The 18,801-nt window shown below is 58.0% G+C and carries 15 protein-coding genes; 6 read left to right on the forward strand and 9 right to left on the reverse strand.

Annotated elements, in window-relative coordinates; genetic code table 11:
• Positions 1-211 precede the first annotated feature (211 nt).
• The 5 genes from Q1A59_RS06075 (at position 212) to Q1A59_RS06095 (ending at position 4,135) form a co-directional block, all read left to right on the forward strand.
• Entirely contained in the window at positions 212-1,330 is a 1,119-nt protein-coding gene (locus Q1A59_RS06075) for a DUF3524 domain-containing protein (RefSeq protein WP_298400952.1), read from the forward strand.
• A 101-nt stretch (positions 1,331-1,431) separates the two neighbouring features.
• Complete coding sequence (locus tag Q1A59_RS06080) at positions 1,432-1,935, forward strand: pyridoxamine 5'-phosphate oxidase family protein (protein ID WP_298400954.1); 504 nt, start codon at positions 1,432-1,434, stop codon at positions 1,933-1,935.
• A gap of 169 nt (positions 1,936-2,104) precedes the next feature.
• Entirely contained in the window at positions 2,105-2,797 is a 693-nt protein-coding gene (locus tag Q1A59_RS06085; RefSeq protein ID WP_298400956.1) for a histidine phosphatase family protein, read from the forward strand.
• Between the two features lie 4 nt (positions 2,798-2,801).
• Positions 2,802-3,329, forward strand: coding sequence for a DUF3090 domain-containing protein (locus Q1A59_RS06090; RefSeq protein WP_298400958.1), 528 nt, complete (start codon positions 2,802-2,804; stop codon positions 3,327-3,329).
• Positions 3,330-3,385: 56 nt separating this feature from the next.
• The gene (locus Q1A59_RS06095) at positions 3,386-4,135 is read left to right on the forward strand and encodes an SCO1664 family protein (protein WP_298400960.1); all 750 of its coding nucleotides are present in this window, start codon (positions 3,386-3,388) and stop codon (positions 4,133-4,135) included.
• A gap of 221 nt (positions 4,136-4,356) precedes the next feature.
• On the opposite strand, the gene Q1A59_RS06100 is transcribed toward Q1A59_RS06095, so the two are convergent.
• From Q1A59_RS06100 to Q1A59_RS06130, 7 genes are all read right to left on the reverse strand, one after another.
• On the reverse strand, positions 4,357-6,795 hold the full coding sequence (locus Q1A59_RS06100; RefSeq protein WP_298400963.1) for a glycoside hydrolase family 3 C-terminal domain-containing protein: 2,439 nt from the start codon (positions 6,793-6,795) through the stop codon (positions 4,357-4,359).
• Between the two features lie 194 nt (positions 6,796-6,989).
• Positions 6,990-7,808 carry a glycoside hydrolase family 16 protein gene (locus tag Q1A59_RS06105; protein WP_298482697.1) on the reverse strand — a complete coding sequence of 273 codons (819 nt, stop codon included), beginning with the start codon at positions 7,806-7,808 and terminating at the stop codon, positions 6,990-6,992.
• A 45-nt stretch (positions 7,809-7,853) separates the two neighbouring features.
• Complete coding sequence (locus tag Q1A59_RS06110) at positions 7,854-9,710, reverse strand: glycoside hydrolase family 3 N-terminal domain-containing protein (RefSeq protein WP_299644368.1); 1,857 nt, start codon at positions 9,708-9,710, stop codon at positions 7,854-7,856.
• 7 nt (positions 9,711-9,717) lie between these two features.
• Positions 9,718-10,776, reverse strand: a complete 1,059-nt coding sequence (locus Q1A59_RS06115) for a carbohydrate ABC transporter permease (RefSeq protein ID WP_298400971.1) — start codon at positions 10,774-10,776, stop codon at positions 9,718-9,720.
• Positions 10,776-11,765: a carbohydrate ABC transporter permease gene (locus Q1A59_RS06120; RefSeq protein ID WP_298400974.1), complete on the reverse strand. Its 990-nt coding sequence runs from the start codon at positions 11,763-11,765 to the stop codon at positions 10,776-10,778. Before Q1A59_RS06120 ends, Q1A59_RS06115 begins: the two co-directional genes overlap by 1 nt.
• 168 nt (positions 11,766-11,933) lie before the next feature.
• Complete coding sequence (locus tag Q1A59_RS06125) at positions 11,934-13,424, reverse strand: ABC transporter substrate-binding protein (protein ID WP_299644371.1); 1,491 nt, start codon at positions 13,422-13,424, stop codon at positions 11,934-11,936.
• Positions 13,425-13,580: 156 nt separating this feature from the next.
• A complete protein-coding gene (locus Q1A59_RS06130; RefSeq protein WP_298400978.1) occupies positions 13,581-14,600 on the reverse strand; it encodes a LacI family DNA-binding transcriptional regulator in 1,020 nt (339 codons plus the stop codon).
• Positions 14,601-14,820: 220 nt separating this feature from the next.
• Between Q1A59_RS06130 and Q1A59_RS06135 the strand changes: the two genes are divergently transcribed.
• Entirely contained in the window at positions 14,821-14,943 is a 123-nt protein-coding gene (locus tag Q1A59_RS06135) for a hypothetical protein (RefSeq protein ID WP_298400979.1), read from the forward strand.
• A 685-nt stretch (positions 14,944-15,628) separates the two neighbouring features.
• Here the strand turns inward: Q1A59_RS06135 and Q1A59_RS06140 are convergent.
• Positions 15,629-17,245 carry a choice-of-anchor Q domain-containing protein gene (locus Q1A59_RS06140; RefSeq protein ID WP_299644374.1) on the reverse strand — a complete coding sequence of 539 codons (1,617 nt, stop codon included), beginning with the start codon at positions 17,243-17,245 and terminating at the stop codon, positions 15,629-15,631.
• Between the two features lie 192 nt (positions 17,246-17,437).
• A complete protein-coding gene (locus Q1A59_RS06145) occupies positions 17,438-18,460 on the reverse strand; it encodes a hypothetical protein (RefSeq protein ID WP_298400984.1) in 1,023 nt (340 codons plus the stop codon).
• Positions 18,461-18,801 lie beyond the last annotated feature (341 nt).

An 18,801-nucleotide genomic window follows, 5' to 3' on the forward strand; every position in this document is an offset into this window, starting at 1 on the left:
AAGGATGATTGACAAACAATGAAAGGAAAGCGCATATTTAGCACTCTGTGATCGAACTGAAAAAAATATGGAGACTAAAGGTTGTCCAAATAACAAAAGAGACGATTTTGAAATAAACAGACAAAATGCAGCTCAACATGTTGCTCTAAATATTGCGTGATTTCTACTCGTACATTCCGTTGTTTCTCATATACTCTTCATATTTTTACTTATGCACATCTGGTGGCTTGATCCCTTTCACGGCGGTTCACATGCGGCGGTCGCTAGCGGTTACGCCGCGCACAGCGCGCACCACGTGACACTGATTACGCTCAGCCAAGCCGGCGGTTGGCGTTGGCGCATGCGGGGTGGAGCGGTGACGCTCGCCCGGCAGGTGGCCGAGCGCCGCGATGCGCCTGATCTGATCGTGACCACCGATATGCTCGATGTAGCTACTTTTCGGGCCTTGACCCAGCGCCAGGTGGGGCATGTGCCGGTAGTAGTCTATTTTCACGAAAATCAATTGACCTACCCACTACCGCCGGGCCGCAAGCGCGACTACACGTTCGGGTGGATCAACTTCACCAGCGCACTGGTCGCCGATGCCGTGATCTTCAATTCTGAGTTTCACCGCCGCGACTTTTTGACGGCGCTGCCGGCTATGTTGCGGCGCTATCACGATTATCACGAATTGCAGACGGTTGATCAGATTGCAGCCAAAGCGCAGGTGTTACCACCCGGCCTTGATCTGCCGTCGCTGCTGCCGCGCCCGCCGCGCGATCCCGCCACGCCACCAGTGATCCTGTGGAATGCGCGCTGGGAATACGATAAGCAGCCGCAGGTGGTGATGGCGGCGCTGGAATATCTGGCGGCGCAAGGGATCACCTTCCGCCTGATTGTGACCGGTGAGCATATTGACCCCACGATGCCTGATTTGGTGGCCGCGCGCGAACGGTGGCAGGCGCAGACGATCCATTGGGGCTATGCCGCCAACCGCGCGGCCTATCTCCAATTGTTGCTACAGGCTGACATTGTAGTCTCGGCGGCGATCCAAGAGTATTTCGGAGTAGCAATCGTCGAGGCAATTGCCTGCGGCTGCATCCCACTTTTGCCGGCGCGGCTCAACTATCCCGATTTGATCCCGCCAGCATGGCAGAACGACTGCTTATACGCTACCGATGACGACTTGCCGGCGGCGCTCGCTCGGCTCATCACTAAGCTGCCGGAGTTACGACAACGCGATTGGCCGGCGCTAGCCGCGCCGTACCGCTGGGAAACGCTGGCGTCGCGCTATGATGCGGTGTTGAATGAGATCTGGGCTAAACAATCTTTTGGCAAGGGGTCGCGTTGATGCGCGTTGGTGGAGGAGATTGCGGCGGCTTCCTGCTCCTAAACCCTAGCGGGGAAGTTGGGAGAGAGCCAGATGTGTACCAATTAGAAAGAGGTAACTTCATGCGACATGAAGATCAGGTGGCGCTGCGCAAGCTTATCGACGAAAGCCATACCGCCGCGCTTGGCACTGTTACCGGAGACGGTGCGCCGTTTGTTTCGTATGTACTGTACGCCGTCGAGCGGCGCGACGGACATGCGCCAACCCTCTTGCTGCTGCTGAGCCGGTTGGCAGCGCATACGGGCCATCTGCTGGCCGAACCGCGCCTCTCGTTGCTGATCACCGCTGCGCCGGGCAGCGTCGCCGATCCGCAGGCGCTGGCGCGGGTAACGCTGCAAGGCACGGCGCAGCCGGTTGGGCGCGAGGCGCCTGATTATGCGGCAGCGCAAGCATGTTATCTAGACCAACTGCCCGGCCAGCAGCATCTCTTCGCCTTACCCGATTTCACCCTGTTTCGGGTTGAGCTGCGCGAAGCGCGGTATGTCGGTGGTTTTGGCCGCGCCTTTACCCTCGACGCGGCTAAGCTGGCGGCAGCGTTGACGGTAAGTGTAGCGAACCCGGCGTAAAGGGCGATCATCAGTGCGTATCCGTGGTATCATGGAAAAAGTAGGCAGAGATCAAGGCATCGGGCCGCAACCCCATCTTGCCATAGTGTCAGCGACGACGCGAACTGCTGGGACAAGCTGACCTCGGCTACGATGCTCTTCAATATCATTGAAAGACATAGGTGCAGTTGTGCCAGACCAAGAACGCCGTTCGACCACCTTGCTCTTAATCCGCCATGGCATGAATGACTGGGTGCATGGTCGGTTAGCCGGTTGGTTGCCGGGGGTGCATCTGAGCGAAGAGGGCCGGCGGCAAGCGGCGGCGCTGAGCGAACGGCTGGGCGATTTGCCCATCACAGCTCTGTATACCAGCCCGCTCGACCGTTGTATCGAGACGGCGCGTGCGATTGCCGAACCGCGCGGGTTACCGTTGCGGATTGTCGAGCAGATCGGTGAGGTACGGTACGGCGAGTGGGAAGGGGCCGAATTGAAAGAGCTGTACAAGCACGAGCTGTGGCCCGGAGTACAGCACTATCCGAGTGGGACGCGCTTTCCTAAAGGTGAGACGCTCGGTGAAGCACAGATGCGGATGGTGAGTGCGCTTGATCAATTGCGTGCTCGTCATCAGGGTGAGCTGATTGCCGTTGTGTCGCACGCCGATCTGATCCGGTTGGCGCTGGCGTATTATATTGGTATGCACATCGATTTATTTCAGCGGCTGGTCATCAATCCGTGCTCGTTGAGCGCCGTCGCCTTCGAGCCGATGGGGCCTCGCCTGCTGGCCTACAATGAGACCGGGTCGCTTGAACATCTTCGCCCTAAATCACCCACACCGCCGGCCGAACCGGCGGCAACGTCCCCGTCGTCAACGGAGGCAGTGTAGGATTATGGCAGAGTTTACGTTTGACTTGGAATCGGTGCATCGCATCACCGCTGGTGCGGTCGGGCCGCGTGGCCGGCGCGTCTTCTACTTGCAGGCCCGGCGTGGCAGTCGGTTAGTCACTTTGTTGGCCGAGAAAGAGCAGATCCGCGAGTTGGCCAACGCGATCAACCGCTTGCTCGAAACAATCGGCGAACGGAATCCCCGCTTAGCAACCTCTGACGATCTGATCGTGGCCGATATGAGCCTCGAAGAGCCACTTGAGCCGGAATTCCGCATTTATCAATTGGGCTTGGGCTACGATAGCGAGCGCGATCGGGTGGTGTTGCTGGCGCAAGGTATGCCAGAAGGCAACGACGAAGAACCGCTCTCGGCCCGTTTTTACGCCACCCGCGAGCAGATGAAGGCGTTGAGCATTCACGCTGAGCGGGTCGTCGCCGCTGGACGCCCGATCTGCGGTAATTGCGGTCGCCCGATCGATCCGAGCGGTCATTTCTGCCCGCACCGCAACGGCCATGGGCCGGTGTATAGCTGAGCCGCTGTTGCGTCTTGGCGTTGAGCGGCCAATCCATCAGACGGCAAGGGGACGGTATGGAGCTTGATCGCAGCCACTCGCGTGAATTGAGCGTCGCCCGCGTGTTGACGGCGCTAGCGCAGGGTGAGATGAACATCGAAGCGGCGATGCCGTACAGCAGCAACTACACCTTGCTTACCAGCATTGTGTACGAGGACCTGCATCTGTTGGCGGTGTATAAGCCGCAGCGCGGCGAGCGCCCGCTGTGGGATTTTCCGCGTGGCACACTCTACCGGCGCGAGGCAGCGGCGTATGTGGTCAGCGAGGCGCTCGGCTTTCATTTCGTACCGCCGACTGTGGTACGCGATGGGCCATATGGGGTAGGTATGGTGCAGCTCTTCATTGACAATGATGAGGAGGTGCATCTGTTTACGATGTTGAAGCAGGGCGGTTACGAGCAGGAGATTAAACAGCTCTGCGCGTTTGATTGTCTGGTTAACAATGCTGATCGTAAGAGCGGCCACTGCCTACAAGGACGTGATGGTCGGTTATGGGCAATCGATCACGGTATCTGCTTTCATGTCGAACCCAAGCTGCGCACGGTGTTATGGGATTTTGTCGGTGAACCGTTGCCTGATGAGGTGATGGCAGCGTTTACCGCCTTTCGCCAGCAGCTCGAGCAGAATGATCAGGTGGCGCAAGCGCTGCACATGCTGCTCGATCGAGCTGAGGTGCGCGCATTGCGCCGCCGACTGAACAACTTGCTTGAGAGCGGTCGCTATCCGCCGCCCGGTCCCGGCCCGCACGTGCCTTGGCCGCCAGTGTGATGATTTGGCTCCCCTCCCAATCCCCCCGCTAGGGAAGTGGTGCTGTTTACCGCCGAGGACGCGGAGGACGATCACTATCCCAATGATGCCGTGCCCTTGGTGGGGCCAGACGGCCGTCCGGCGCTAGGGCGGCTTGGTCCCCTTTGCGGCTTTGCATTAGACCTTCTGCACCCTTAGCGGGGCCGGACAATCGTCCGGCCCTATGGTGTCTTTGCGTTACCCTACGCCACCAGCTCGAAAGGCGCGCTCAGCCGGATGTCTGCCGCCGAACGGCCCACCAACGCCACGAATGCACCCGGTTCGGCTACCCACCCCGGCCCTGCTGGATCGTAGTAGCTCAGCGCCTCGCGATCAATGGTGAACGTGACCGTTGTCGTTTCGCCGGGTTGCAGCGCGATCTTAGCAAAGCCTTTCAGCTCTTTGTCGGGGCGCATCAGCCGCGCTACGCTGTCACGCACGTAGAGTTGCACCACGTCCGTGCCGGGGCGTGAGCCAGTATTGGTGACATCAACGCTCACGGTGATTGTCTCGTCGGGTCGCATCGTTGTGGCTGAGAGGCGGAGATTGCGGTAAGCAAATGTGGTATAGCTCAACCCAAACCCAAACGGGAAGAGCGGTTCGATGCCTTTGCGGTCGTAATAGCGGTAGCCAACAAACAAGCCCTCGCCGTACAGGACGTGGCCGTTTTCGCCGGGGTAATTGATGTAGGCCGGATTGTCGGCCAGCCGCTTGGGGAAGGTGGTGGGCAGGCGTCCACCCGGATCGGCTACTCCAAAGAGGACATCGGCAATCGCATTGCCCGCCTCTTGGCCGCCATACCACGCGAGTACCACAGCTGCTACTTCGTCGAGCCAAGGCATGCGCAATGGAGAGCCAGCATTCAGTACCACGATAGTACGTGGATTGACCGCAGCTACTCGCTGAATGAGTTCGTTCTGTCGGCCCGGCAGCTCCATATCGCTGCGATCAAAGCCTTCGCTTTCCCACTCTTTGGTCAAGCCGGCAAAGACGATTGCCACCTGCGAGCGGGCGGCCAACGCCACTGCTTCCTCAATCGGATCATCCTCCCGTTCCGGCCAGAGACCAACCTGCACCGCGCGCCAGTTGCCGGGCGCTGGCCAGCGGTACTCGACCACCAAGCGGTAGCGCCGACTCGCCATCAGCGTTACCGTCTGGCGTTGCTCGTTGCCGTCCATCAGCTCTTTGTTCCAGCCATCTAGCACCAGCTCATCATCGAGCCAGAGCCGGGCTTGCCCAATGCACGACAGCCCTAGTTGGTAGCGTCCACTCTGCGGCGGCAGTAAATCACAGCTTAGCCGGGTCGCGAAGGTGGCAAGGTTCAGATATTCGATCTGGTCGCCAAACCAACTCGCTTCGAGGGTCATCAGGCGATCGGTACGCACCGGCGCGCCGCTGAGGTCGAGATCGGTAAAGTAGTCGATCCGTACCCCGGACTGGTTGCTGCCGGGCACCCGAATCCACTCCGGATCGAGGTTGGGCAAGCGGCGGAAGATCGGCGTGCCGATGGCATAATCAATGACGCATTGCGCGCCGGCGCGAGCGCGGATGCCCTGCAACGGCGTGACGACATAGTGCGGCGCGACTTCCGAGCTGCCACCGCCCATGATCGCAGCCCAATGCGCATTGGCCCCGATCACGGCAATCGTTTGCGGGAGTTCGGGATTGAGCGGCAACACCTGCCCGTCATTCTTGAGCAACACGATCGACTCGACGCCGGCCCGCCGGATAAGCGCGCGGTGTTCAGGCCGGTCGTTAGCCTGTTCCGCCGCCGGCGTAGGGTTGGCAAAGCCGCCGACCCGCTCAATGGTACGCAACAACCGGCGCACCTTATCATCGAGGTCAGCCTCGCTCAGATCTCCCCGCTCAATCGCCGCCAGCACATGCTCACGGCTTAGCCAGCGCGCCGGCCCCGGCATCTCTAGATCAAGACCGTTGCTGGTGGCGCGCTCGCTGTAGGTGCCGTACCAGTCTGACATCACCAACCCATCGAACTGCCATTCGCCCTTGAGAGTCTCCACCAGCAACCGACGGTTTTCGCTGGCCCAGACACCGTTGATCCGGTTATAAGCCGACATGATCGTCCACGGCTTGGCCTGCTTGATCGCCATCTCGAATGGGCGCAGATAAATTTCACGCAGTGGTCGCTCACCCACGTCAGAACTCATACTAAATCGCTCGAATTCCGAATCGTTGCAGACGAAGTGCTTAATGCACGCCCCCACACCTCTGCTCTGCAAGCCGGTGATGTAGGCCGAAGCCATCACGCCGGTGAGGTAGGGATCTTCGGAAAAGCACTCGAAGTTACGCCCGGCTAGGGGCGAGCGATGAATGTTAACGGTTGGCGCGAGCAAAATGTGTGCGCCCTTGTCTTTCGTTTCGGTGGCCAGCGCCTCGCCGATCTCGCGTATCAGTTCTGGGTTCCACGTTGCGCCCATCGCCACGCCGACCGGGAAACAGGCCGAAGGATGGGAGCCGTTACGGCTAGCGCCGCGTGCGCCGTTAGGGCCATCGGTAACTTTAATTGCCGGAATGCCGAGGCGCGGGATTGCGACGGTGTGCCACGCATCGGCCCCGGCCACGAGCGCAATCTTCTCGTCGAGTGTGAGTTGCGCAAGGAGTGTTTCGGTGTGATTAGTCATGATGTTCCTCTGGGTGAATGTTAAGGATAGCCGCAAAGAGACGCAAACAGATCTTGATGTCGATGCTCGCCGATCCGCCGGCGCCCATCGATTGTCATCGCTAGAGCGCGGAACGCCCGCAATCTTGCGCATCATGGCGAACAATATGCACCCGCTAGCCGCCTGTCAACCAACTCAACTATGGCGCGGGCCGTTCACCCGTTCTTTTGATACACCCGTACATAATCAATCAACATCTGCTGCGGGAAGACGGTTGTTTCATCGGGATACCCCGGCCAGTTGCCGCCTACCGCCAGATTGAGAATGATAAAGAACGGATGATCGAACACCCACTCGCCCGGCGTTTGATCGCGGCGCAGGGTATGGTAGAGCTGGTCGTCAACGTACCACCGGATTTCGTCCGGCTCCCATTCCACAGCATAGAGATGAAAGTCATCGGCTAACGACACTGGGCTGGTAAACGATTTGGTAATCGCGTTGCCGGCGGAATAGCCGGGGCCATGCACCGAGCCATGCACGGTCATCGGGTCGCCAATGTTCTCCATAATGTCAATCTCGCCGCAGTTGGGCCAGCGCGCCGTCGCAATATTCTCGCCGAGCATCCAGAAGGCGGGCCAGATTCCTTTGCCGCCGGATGGCAGCTTGATGCGCGCCTCGATCCGGCCATACGTCCATGCGTGTAGGTAATGGGTCTTGATCCGGGCGGACGTATATTCCCACGCTAGATACTCTTCGTTACGGGCCTCGATCACCAGCGCGCCGTTTTCGATCCGCGCGTTTTCAGGCCGGTCGGTGTAAAATTGCAACTCGTTATTGCCCCAGCCACCGGCGCCCTTGTCAAACAGCCAATTGCGCGGATTGAGCGCCTCGCCGTCGAACTCATCACTCCAGACCAGCGTCCATGGCGAGACGGTTGGCACCGGTTTCAACGGGGCTGGCGCTGTCGGCGCGGTCGCGCATCCTGCCAGCAGCAGCACCAGCCAAAGCAAGCAGAGATGTTGAGTTATTTGCATTCGTAGGTACAACACCGTCGTATTCCTGTGTAAACGGGTTACTGGCTAAGGAGTCAAGCCAAATCCATACGGAAAGAGCGGCTCGCCATTGCCGCTTCCCAACGGCAATTGGTCTAGACTACGCGGCCAAGTCACCGGCAAGCGTCCGCGGAAGGGCCGGTCGCCGAAGAGGACATCGGCCACGCCGGCGCCTTCACTACCCGGCAGCCACGCGACGACTAAGGCGTCCCAACGGGGTAGCGAATCGGTAACGATGAGCGGTCGTCCGGCAATGAGCACTACCACCAAGCGCGCACACGTTTCTTCCATGCGGTACAACACTCGTTGTTCGTTGATCGGGAGGCTCAGGCTGGCGCTATCGCCGCGCCCTTCGGCGTAAGGCAACTCGCCAACCACGGCGATGCATACCGCATCGGCGGCGCCCGGATCACCCGTAAAGCGACCGTGTTCGTTGTATTCAACGACTGTCTGCGGTGAGACCGCAGCCTGAATACCGGCCAAAATAGTGGTGCCGGGAATAATAGAACCAACCCGTCCCTGCCACTCGATCGTCCAGCCGCCAGCTTGGATGCCGAGATCGTTGGCAGCTTGACCACCAATGTAAAGGTGTCGAATATCTTTAGTCAACGGGAGCAGTTGCTGTTCGTTTTTGAGTAACACCAGCGACTCGGCGACTGCTGTGCGGGCTAGTTCGCGGTGCATGGTGCTGCCGATCTGCGGTAGCAAATTGGTCTGAGCAAAGGGCTGCTCGAACAGACCCATCGCGAACTTGACGGTCAAGATGCGGCGCACAGCGTCGTTGATCCGCTCTTCGCTCACTGCTCCCGCCTCTACCGCCCGCGTCAAAGCGTTGATAAAGCGCCGAGCATCGTAAGGAACCATGTTCATATCAATCCCGGCATTGATGGCGGTTATCACAGCGCGATCGTAGTTGGGGTCAATCTGGTCGATGGCTGCCCAATCAGAGACGACAAACCCACTGAACCCCAACTCTTGCTTGAGCACATCGCTCAGCCAATACGAGCTAGCATGCATCTTTTGACCGTTCCAGCTCGAATATGACGCCATGATCACCTGTGCTCCGGCTGCGATGGTGGCGCGGTAGGGCGGCAAATGCACAGCGCGCAGGATGGCTTCGTCACCCATCGTTTCACCCTGATCAAGCTGGTAGTTTTCGGTCGTTGATGACCCCCACGCCGTGCCGCCGTCGCCGAGGTAGTGCTTGGGAGTTCCGATCACCCGATTAGGGGCAGCGATGTCAGGGGCTTGCAACCCGCGCACGAAAGCGGCAGCCAGTGTGGCCACGTGGTCAGGCCGTTCGGCATAACCCTCATACGTTCGCCCCCAGCGCACATCTCGCACGACCATGACGCCCGGTGCATAGTTCCAGAAAACCCCGGTTGCCGCCATCTCGGTAGCGGTAGCTCGCCCAATCTGCTCAACCAGCACCGGATTGTTCGCTGCCCCTAGCCCGATGTTGTGTGGAAAAATCACCGCACCGTAGAGATTGTTATGTCCATGCACGCCGTCAGCGCCATAGATGATTGGAATGCCGAGCCGCGTGCTCAGTGCTGCGTGTTGAAAGGTATTGACCATCTCGGCCCATGCTGCCGGTGAGTTGTCGGTGGCGGGGTAGCCGCCACCCCCACTGAGCACACCGCCAATAAACAGATCGCGCACCTGATCAGCCGTAAGACTATTTTTCTCGATCAGGGTCATCTGCCCAATCTTTTCGGCCAGCGTCATCCGTTGCAACAAATCTTCGACCCGTGCAGGAATAGGTACTGCCGGATCACGATAGATTGCGATGGTGACGGTTGGCGAGGGGGCCGTCATGGCTCCACCGCATGCGCTGAGCATTGCCAACATCCATGGAAGCAAGAGGAACGATCGCCATCGCATACGCTGCCTACTTTTCAATATTGGTAATCACCACACCTTCGAGGAAGATGCGCTGGGCAAAGAAAAAGACGACAATGGGAATGACTGCCGAGATGAGCGATGCCGCCTGAATCAGGTTGGCCGACTGCGAGTAGAGATTGTTGAACGCGGTCAGGCCAACGGTAATCGGGAACTTATCAGGATGGCCGGCCAGATAGATCAACGGGCCGAAGAAGTCGTTCCACGCCCAGAAGAAGTGGAAGAGGGCGACGGCGGTGAGGGCTGGACGCGACATCGGCAAGATAATCGAGAAAAAGATACGGAGCGGGCTAGCGCCGTCGATCTGAGCTGCCTCTTCTAGATCGCGCGGAATGCCAAGGAAGAACTGGCGCAGCAAAAAGACGTTGGTACCCCACGAGAAAAACGCCGGCACAATCAACGGTAACCACGTGCCCACCCAGCCGATCTGCAAGAAGACAAAGTAGGTGGGAATCAATGTCACTGCGCCGGGCAGGATTACCGTCGAGAGCATAATCATAAAGAGAATGTTCTTACCGGGAATGCGAAACCGGGCAAAGCCGTAAGCGACCAGCGCCGCCGACAGTACTGCGCCAAAGGTGGTGATACCGGCGTACATCAGTGTGTTGCGCAACAGGTTCGGAAAGTTGATCGTGTTCCATGCCCGGGTGAAGTTATTCCATTGAATATCGAGTACCCATGAACGTTCGAGTTGTCGCCACTGCCCTTGCCATTCAAACGGCCCTGCCGCCGGATTTTCTGGATCGACAAACAAGCTGCTTTGGCGGCCGGGACGGTAGAGCGCCAATTCCCGAATCTCGCCATCAATCGGGACGAGATACACGTCATACGCCTTGCCTTCGTATTCGAAGGTACGTTCGCGAGCCGGCCACCACGGCGCGCCGGTTTTGGCGATCTGGCTGTCGGTTTTGACGGCCGTGGTGATGCCGTAGACCATCGGGATCAAGAACAGGGTCAGCACTGCGATGGTAAGGCTGGTCAGGGCGATACGTGTAAGCGCGACTCGCGTCGCTTTGGGCAAGGTCGTCAATTGTTGTGCGCGTACCATCACCGTTCCTCCCCTGCGTAAAAGACCCAGAAGCGCGAGGTGCCAAAGAGCACGATCGTAATGATCATGGCGATAATCAACATGAGCCATGCCAGCGTCGCGCCGTAGCCCATGCTAAAAAAGCTGAACGACTGCTTGTAGAAGTAGACCATAAAGAAGCGGGTCATGCCTTCAGGGAAGCCGGTGCCGCCATTGAGGACGAAGGGGGCGAGGAAGTATTGCAACGAACCGATGACCCCTAACACCAGTTGATAGAAGATGACCGGTGTAATTAGCGGAATGGTGATAAAGATCAGGCGTTGAAACCAGTTGGCGCCGTCAATCTGGGCTGCTTCGTAGAGTTCGGTTGGCACGCCTTGCAAGCCGGCCAGAAAGATGATCATCGCATTGCCGACACCCCATAACCCGAACATCGTGTAGGCATAATAGACCAGATTAGGGTCGGCCAGCCAGCGTAAGCCTTGCGTGCCGGTAGCGCGAATGCCGGTTAGTCGCTCGATGATCACATTGATCCAGCCGGTCTGTTCATTAAGGACGCCATTCCAGATGAGCACTGTTGCTACGAGCGGGATCATGGTCGGCATGTAGAACAGCGTGCGGTAGACGCTCTTGCCCAAGACGTGCTCGGAGTTGAGCAACACCGCCAGAAAGAGTGAGAAGAGTAACGAGATTGGTAATGAAATGGCGGCAAAATGAAATGTGCGGCGCAGCGACAGCCAGACCTCGGTATCTTGAAACAACGCCCGCTGCCAATTGGCAAAACCGATAAAGCGCGCTTGATCAGGTGTGGCTGGGTTGAAATCGTAGAGCGAAAAACCGAACGATGCAATCATTGGCAATAGGTAAAAGAGCAGAAAGCCAACGATCCATGGACTAATGAAGAATAAGCCCCAACGGATCTCTTTCTTTTCTAATCTGCTCAGCCGACGCCGTTTCGTTGTGGCGGTCTGCTTGCGTAATATGCCGCTGAGTTCTGGTAAGGGAGCCATTGTCACGCCTCCTTGTCGGCAGGGTGGGGCAGGGTGGTACGAGTATACCGTTCTACCTTCAACCCAACACCTTCCTCATCTTGCGCCGTTGATATAGTGCGTCAACGTGGTCTCGTCATTGATGACGGCCCTGCGACTGCCTAGCAGGGCCGCCGTCGTGTAAAGTGATTATCGCTTCGCCGCGTCGAAGATTTTTTGCAGGTCGGCTTTGAGCTTGGCTACCTCGGCGTCAAAGTCGGCATTCGGCGTGTTGGCAAGGTAGTTCCAGAACTCGTTGTAGCGGTCGGTCGTCTCTTGGAAGCTCGGCATCCAGCTCTCGTGGTTGGGATTGTCGGCATACGCCATCGCCTCCACCACCACATCCCAGTTAATATCGGTCTTGTTGGGGAAGCTGGTTTGATTATATCGGGCGAAGTAGTTGTCTTGCAGCGAGAGCCGGGCCGGCATACCGCCGTAGATAGTCAGTAGTTCGTTGACGTGCTCGGCGCTCAGCATGTAGCTCAATACCTCGAAGGCAGCGTCGGGGTACGGGCACCCCTTGAGAATACCGAAGGTATCGGCATGCATCTTGGCCGTAATGGTGCCTTTGTAGCTCGGCGTCGCGGCCAGATTCCAGTCGAAGTTAACATTGCCTAATGCCCACGGCGCAACGTACCACATATGAATGTGGATCATCGCCAGATTACCCGATGAGAAGGGACCGCCGGGGCCTTGCAGGAAGTCAGCGCCGCTGTAAGGGCCATTCGGAATGAACCAATCTTTCCACCAGCCGTCATACGTCCACTTCCACGCTGCCTTCCAGTGCTCTGGAATCTGGGCATTGCCATTCTCATCAACCAGCGAGCCTGAGCCAAAGAAGGTACCGATACCGCGTAGATCTGTCCACTGGTTCATCCAGCCAAACTGTACGATCTTTTCAGGGTTGAAGTCGGGCGATGTCGCATCGTTGCCATTGACGTCCACGGTCAGCTTCTTAGCCAGTTCCGTAAGCGTTTCGATGTTCCACTCGCGTTCAACCCCGTTCTCGTCAATCCATGGCGCACCGTGGGTCGCCGGTGGATACGGCAGGCCGGCCTCGTCAAAGAGGTCTTTGTTGTAGATGATGAACGAGGGGAAGATCGCGAATGGAATGCCGAGCTGGCCCTCTTCTTTGACCTGATAGAACTTGACCAGATTCGGGTCGAAATCACTCAGATCGTAGTTGTATTTCTCGATCAATGGTTGCAGGTCGAGCCATGCGCCTTTGAAGCTGTCGCGTCCCCGGATGCCAACCGGACCAACGAGACAGGGAGCGTTGCCGGCAGCAATCTGAGTGGCGAGCGTATCGAAAGCGACGTTGTTGTCAACGATCTCAAGCAACAGTTCGATCTTGTCTTGACTGGCGTTAAACCGCTCGACGAAGGCATTCTGCGGCGGGATAGCGCCTTCATCGGTGCCAGCACCCAAGCCAACAAACCAACGTACTTTGACGCGGTTGGAGGTTGAGGCTGTGTTTGGGGCGGGAGCGGTAGTAGGCGCGACTGCGGCAGTTGGTTCGCTGGCTGCCGGAGCACTGGTTGATTGGGCCGGCGTCGTTGCGCCACCGCTGCCACAGGCGGCATTGACCAGTGCAGCCACGATCAACATGAGACTAACAAGTAACGGTTTCAGCGATTTCATTGAATCTCCTCCTCTGGAATGAGTACGCCATTGCTATTTACGTGCCGAAATGGGTTTGAACTGATGGGGAGTTGGGCGGCTGCAACGACTGGAATGCATGGTGCTCTTCCCGCATCCCCGGCGCTGGATTCATTGCCTGATCGCTTGCACCTCCTTTCAACGTTGGCGAACGCAACTGTCGCGGATCACCAATTCGGTTGGCAACATCACCCGCTGGGTCACGGGTGCGAGAGGAGCGGTCACGAGCCGGTCGAGCAGCAACCGGGCTGCTGTCTGACCCAATTCGCCGATCGGCTGACGCACGGTAGTGAGCGCCGGGGTCATCGCTGCCGCCAGCGGAATATCGTCAAACCCGGCCAAGCCAATGTCACCGGGAACGCTGAGGCCAGCGGCCCGCAACGCCTTCAACGCGCCGAGCGCCATCATGTCACTGGCGGCAAAGACCGCATCGGGGATCGGCACAAGGCGCAAGAGCGTCTGCATCGCGCTAAACCCACTCTGCTCGCTGAAATTGCCTTCGACGACGAGTTCGGGCATCACCGGCAACCCGGCGGCGTACAGCGCATCGCTATAACCGGCAAACCGGTCACGGCCAGCCACAATATTCATCGGGCCGGTAATGGTCGCGATCCGGCGATACCCTTGCCCGAGCAGATGCTCGACCAGCATGCGTGCGCCGTGACGATTATTGACATCCACATAGGGAATCGCCTGCTGCGACATAATCCGCCCCACCGACACCACCGGGATCGTCTCTTGGGCTAGCCACTGTAAAAGGAACTGGTCTTCGACCGCAGAAGCGACAATCGCGCCTTCAAGAAACCCGCGCCGGCCAAGGTGGCGATACGGGTCGCCGTCAGTCGTGGTGGCCAGATCGAGCATGATCGAAAACTGCCGTTCATTGCAGACGTGGGCAATCCCCTCGATTAGCAGCGGGAAGTAGGGATCGGCAAAGAGGGTGTGGATCGACTGCGGAATAATGATCCCAATCACCTGCGAGCGGCGGCTGGCCAACGAGCGCGCCGGTAAATTGGGCTGATAATTCGTCTCGCGGATCGCCTGCCACACCCGCTCGCGCACTGCCGGATTGACGTGTGGGTGATTGTTGATCACCCGCGAGGCAGTTGCTCGCGAAACCCCGGCCCGCCGGGCGATGTCGTCAAGGGTGATATTCATCGCTTGCCACCGCTGACTGGAAACGCTTCCAACTAATCGTATAGTACCGAAACGGCGGTGCGGTGGCTTTTCAAAAAGCGCGAATCAGTTGCACAAAACCGTGAAAGCGCTTTCAGGGTGAAGTTGTGCTCGCTACTTTTTTCATTGCGTGTTCTTTCTTCTACTAATACTCATCTGGATGGGTTAGTCTCGACTTAACGTAAAGGTGGTTGGGTGGTGCTTGATTGGATTGCTTAGTGCTCAAATTGATCGCTTCCTGCCGCCGTATGGGTTGTTCATCCATATCGTTGGTCATATGTCGCTCTTAATCATCCTCTCGCAGCAGGTACGTGATTTCCTCTGACAGAGGGCATTGCGTCCGGTAAGCGCTTCGTCCTGCCGCGATCGCGCAATGAGGTTGCTTGGCTGAGGAGGAACGCGACGATGACAAGTAGTCGTGCCAGTTGACGATGCCACCGGAGTTGCAATGTACACTTCACTCGCCCAAAGCATAACCCTCGCCGCAAGAGGCAATGCGGCATTGCCCGCACCGGCAGCGGTGAATCCCGGTGATGTCTCCCCGGATAACCTTGCCTTCCGGTCGGGCGAGTATGTCCGCTTCGCCCCGCGTGGTTGGCGCGGATCAGGGAAGAGGGAGTCACGACGTTACTCGTGGATGATCCGGTGCCAAACGCTACCGCCGGTAGTCCGCCGGTGGGTTTTGGCGGTGACGGTGCCCGGTGCGGATGAACTATTGCCTCCAGCCTCCAGTCAAAGGCGCAGGAGCACCAGACGGCTGGCTCCGCAATGGCGCAGAGGCACGGAGAATGCAAAGGTCGCAGAGGGGGTTGGAATAATCCTCACCCTCTGCGTCCTCGGCGTCCCCTGCGGTAAACGTTAACTAGCCTCACTCTAGTGCCTCCCCCTACAGCGGAGGGAACAAGCGGCTCCCCCTCGCTCGTCGTCAGGAGGGAGAGGGGGGCGGGGGGGTGAGGGCGACCATCGCCAGCAATCGTTTTGTGGCTACTCCCTTCCTCCCCGCAGCAAACTTACCGCTGCACCAACGGCACATGGAGAAAGACGCGCTCGACAGCTCCCATATCGCACGCGCCACCCTGTGGTCGGCTCACGCCGCGTTGGTCAATCGAGTTACCAATCCCGCACAAACCGCTATTTATCGCCGGCGAACCGTGTTGCAAGGCGCGGGTCGGCGTAAAACCGCCGTTATTCGCCAACGCACCTAGCAATGGATCAAGCTGCAGATTATTGCCGCCATCGGTGCCGCATGAACCATTCCATACCCCAGCGGTAAAGCAACTTTGCACATCGCTATACGAAATTGTTGGGTTGCTCGAAAAATTGTGGATTCCACTACCATTCGTGGCAGAATTACCCCAAATGATCACATTCTTAAGCAACGGATTGCTAAAGCTGTCGTTGTACATGCCGCCGCCATTCGTGCTGGCACTATTACCCGCCACAGTAATGTTGGTCAAGGTCGGGCTGCTGTTGCTGTAGAGGTAGATCCCGCCGCCAAAACTGTTGGCGCTATTCTGGCTGAAGGTGACATTCACCCACGTTCCCGTCGCGCTCTGCAGAAACACGCCGCCGCCGTAATCAGCCACATTCGCATAGAAGGTCACGCCGGTCATAGCGAGGGTCAGGTTACGGCTAAAGATCCCCCCGCCCCAATTGGTAGCGGCATTGAGCGAAAGCACGACATCTTCCAGAATGATGGTGCTGTCAGCGTTAGCCATGCCGCCGCCATTCCGGTTCGCATTGTTGCTGAGGAAGGTGACGTTTTTGAGGTAAGCGGCGCTGAAGCTGTTATATATGCCGCCGCCATCGCTGTTGGTATCGCCCATGGCGTCATTGCCGCTGAACGTGACATTGCTCAGCGTTGTTCCACTGTTTAGATTAGCCATGCCGCCACCTCGGTGCGCCCGGTTACCCTGAAAAGTAACGTTAAACAAGCTGGCAGAACCACCGATATTCACCATACCGCCGCCGATCTGAGCGTTATTTTGCCGAAAGGTGACATCGATGACGATTGGAAAGCCAAATTCATTTGCGATCCCGCCGCCTTGGCTAGCTGCATTACCGCCAATGATCAGATTGCTCAAGCTGGGACTGCTATTAGAGAGCCACATACCCCCGCCTTTGTCGGTACCGGCGTTGCCGCCAGTGATGGTGAAACCATCGAGGATGGCCGTATTATTGACCCCGATCGCCGTCACGACGTGATAGCTATTCGTGCCGTTGATGCTCGTGACGATGCTGTTGCTGTTATAGGTGTCATTATCGTCAATGTCACCGGTAAGAACTGTCCGGTGAGCAGTAGGGTTGCGTTCGTTCAAGCTCGCTTCGTTGCCGGCAAACCCGCCGTATATCGCGACGTTGCTTTTGAGCGCAAAGCTATCGCTCTGGGTGAGACCGGGTTGATAAAATCCGGCCGCAACCCAAATCTCGCTGCACGACAGGTTTGTAAGCGCCGATTGGAGGTCATTGTACGCATTCGCCCACGATGAGCCGTTGTTCGCACCCAACGCATTCCATTTCACATAGCAACGAATATCCGCCGCCCGGATTGGCGCAGTATCCACGCCGCCAGTAAGTACTACAGCTAGAATTATCAAGAACCAGTGCTGACAGGCACGGATGGTCATACGTTCATCCCCTATGTATCGAGTGTAATATGTCTGAACCTTGCTCACACAGAGACACGGCGGCACGAAAGTGAGTGGTAAGCTGCGCTGCGCGCTCATCACGTTGCCGGTGCCCAGCCCATAGCCACCTAGCTCTAGTCCGCTTCAGATATATGCGAAGACAAGCGAAAGAACGTTATCTGCTGCACGCAATCATTTGAATGTGCAACTCCAGCGGCCCTTCAACCGGCCAGCCTCAAACGTGCCGGACTTTCCATCCGCTGCGACGATCACTGTCCCTTCGCCCGCAAACATCTGCGGCTCATCGGAACGGCCAAGCCCGACCTCAAAACTGGCCGGCGACGGTTGATTGGGCTTCACGCCGCCGGAAGCCGAGAGGGTAAAAACGCCGACCGGCGTGGGCGGGTCTTCACCGGGCCGCGCGATAAACGAGACGACAAATGGATCGGCTGCTGGATCGAATGAGCACATCGCAAAACCGGCAATCGATACGATATTCAGACTCTCTAGGGTGGTCACGCCAGCCATATTCGCCGGCTCCTCGATCACCACCTCCATCCCGATCAACGCACCGGGCTGAGAGGCAGGCTGTTCGGCTACATCACCCGCTGGCGGCGGCGTGAACGCTACCAGCCGATCGGTAAGCAACCGGCCTATCGCGATAACTTCTTCACGGCTCAGCTTATAGCCGTAAAGAGTGACACTCCAACCATTCACCACGGCATACAGCGAGAATTCGCCGTCGCTCTCAACGATCGCTGCGCTCTCGCCGATATCGACTTGCTCGACGGTTTTGCCAGAGTCTTGGTTGAATTGGATCACCTTGGCAAAGGCTTCAGCGCCGGGATTGCGCAGGTCAATGCCGAGATTGGCGTTGCTCTGATCTTGGTCGTTGAACACATAAGCGCAGGTGGCGAAGAAGCGATCGTTCCCCGGAAACGCATTCAACAATGGCACGCCGGTGATGGCCGCCAACTCATCAGGGTTGAAGACAGCGCACGGTTCTGCCGCACGCGGGTCAAACTGACCGGCTACCGTCGGTGCGGTTGTGGGTACTGGCGCTTGGGTGGGGGCAGGAGCCGGCGCCGTGGTGGGTGCCGGCGCTTGGGTGGGGGCAGGAGCCGGCGCGGTAGTGGGTACGCTGGTGGTAGGCGTCCCGCCCCCGCAGGCGGAAAGCAACAGCAAGACAACGAGTAACAGGAGCGTTGGACGCATACGAACACCTCTAGGAACGTGACTGCTGATACAAAAAGCACCCAGCCTGCAAGCATGGCCGAGCATTCGTAGTGTAGCAGGCGAGCGTCCTCAAAACGTCCTCGACTCCAAGGCACAGCAGCAAAGCATGCACTGCGGTTATACAAGCCTCACTAGAGGCTCGAAAACTTCAGTGCAGCGAATCTGTGCCGGCAAGAAGGGGATGGGTAGTTTTCGCGATAGCCCATGGCAGACGATGCCATCGTAACGCGCGTTCCTTACAGAGGGGAAACTTTGTCAGCCGATGGAGATAGGCATAGCAGCACCATCAGCAACCTATGCCGCGATCGCGCACCGCTCGC

It is taken from the genome of uncultured Chloroflexus sp. (assembly GCF_937951745.1).
GTDB lineage: Bacteria > Chloroflexota > Chloroflexia > Chloroflexales > Chloroflexaceae > Chloroflexus.

Coding starts and splice junctions, on each gene's coding strand:
- Q1A59_RS06075 (WP_298400952.1), top strand. CDS start 212: ATGCACATCTGGTGGCTTGATCCCTTTCACGGCGGTTCACATGCGGCG.
- Q1A59_RS06080 (WP_298400954.1), top strand. CDS start 1,432: ATGCGACATGAAGATCAGGTGGCGCTGCGCAAGCTTATCGACGAAAGC.
- Q1A59_RS06090 (WP_298400958.1), top strand. CDS start 2,802: ATGGCAGAGTTTACGTTTGACTTGGAATCGGTGCATCGCATCACCGCT.
- Q1A59_RS06095 (WP_298400960.1), top strand. CDS start 3,386: ATGGAGCTTGATCGCAGCCACTCGCGTGAATTGAGCGTCGCCCGCGTG.
- Q1A59_RS06100 (WP_298400963.1), bottom strand. CDS start 6,795: ATGACTAATCACACCGAAACACTCCTTGCGCAACTCACACTCGACGAG.
- Q1A59_RS06105 (WP_298482697.1), bottom strand. CDS start 7,808: ATGCAAATAACTCAACATCTCTGCTTGCTTTGGCTGGTGCTGCTGCTG.
- Q1A59_RS06110 (WP_299644368.1), bottom strand. CDS start 9,710: ATGCGATGGCGATCGTTCCTCTTGCTTCCATGGATGTTGGCAATGCTC.
- Q1A59_RS06115 (WP_298400971.1), bottom strand. CDS start 10,776: ATGGTACGCGCACAACAATTGACGACCTTGCCCAAAGCGACGCGAGTC.
- Q1A59_RS06120 (WP_298400974.1), bottom strand. CDS start 11,765: ATGGCTCCCTTACCAGAACTCAGCGGCATATTACGCAAGCAGACCGCC.
- Q1A59_RS06125 (WP_299644371.1), bottom strand. CDS start 13,424: ATGAAATCGCTGAAACCGTTACTTGTTAGTCTCATGTTGATCGTGGCT.
- Q1A59_RS06130 (WP_298400978.1), bottom strand. CDS start 14,600: ATGAATATCACCCTTGACGACATCGCCCGGCGGGCCGGGGTTTCGCGA.
- Q1A59_RS06140 (WP_299644374.1), bottom strand. CDS start 17,245: ATGACCATCCGTGCCTGTCAGCACTGGTTCTTGATAATTCTAGCTGTA.
- Q1A59_RS06145 (WP_298400984.1), bottom strand. CDS start 18,460: ATGCGTCCAACGCTCCTGTTACTCGTTGTCTTGCTGTTGCTTTCCGCC.